The sequence below is a fragment of the Bowmanella dokdonensis genome (genome assembly GCF_017254865.1).
In the GTDB taxonomy this organism is placed as follows: domain Bacteria; phylum Pseudomonadota; class Gammaproteobacteria; order Enterobacterales; family Alteromonadaceae; genus Bowmanella; species Bowmanella dokdonensis.
On record NZ_JAFKCV010000443.1, the window covers coordinates 1 to 279 of the forward strand.

Annotated in this window: 1 pseudogene; it reads right to left on the bottom strand. The window is 54.1% G+C overall.

The annotated features are described in order from the left end of the window. Window positions 1-279: pseudogene (narH, locus tag J0A66_RS23240) on the bottom strand (nitrate reductase subunit beta); the annotation flags it as partial.

The following is a 279-nucleotide window of genomic DNA, read 5'->3' on the forward strand; positions in this document are numbered from 1 at the left end:
CGAGGATCTCCTCCCAATTCGGCCCCCACTCGATTTTCTCCATACGCTGGCCGCTGATTAATGAGCGGGGTCTGGCCACCGGCTGGTGTTTACTCTCCCCTGCGCGGTGCAGATGCTGGTAATCAAAATCAAAAGGTTCGTAATAATCGTCGATATCCGGCAGATCCGGGTTGGCAAAAATGTTGGCCAGAATACGGCGTTTGCCGCCCTGCTTGGGCTCCAGCTTACCGTTTTTGCTACGGACCCAACCGCCGTTCCATTTTTCCTGGTTTTCCCATT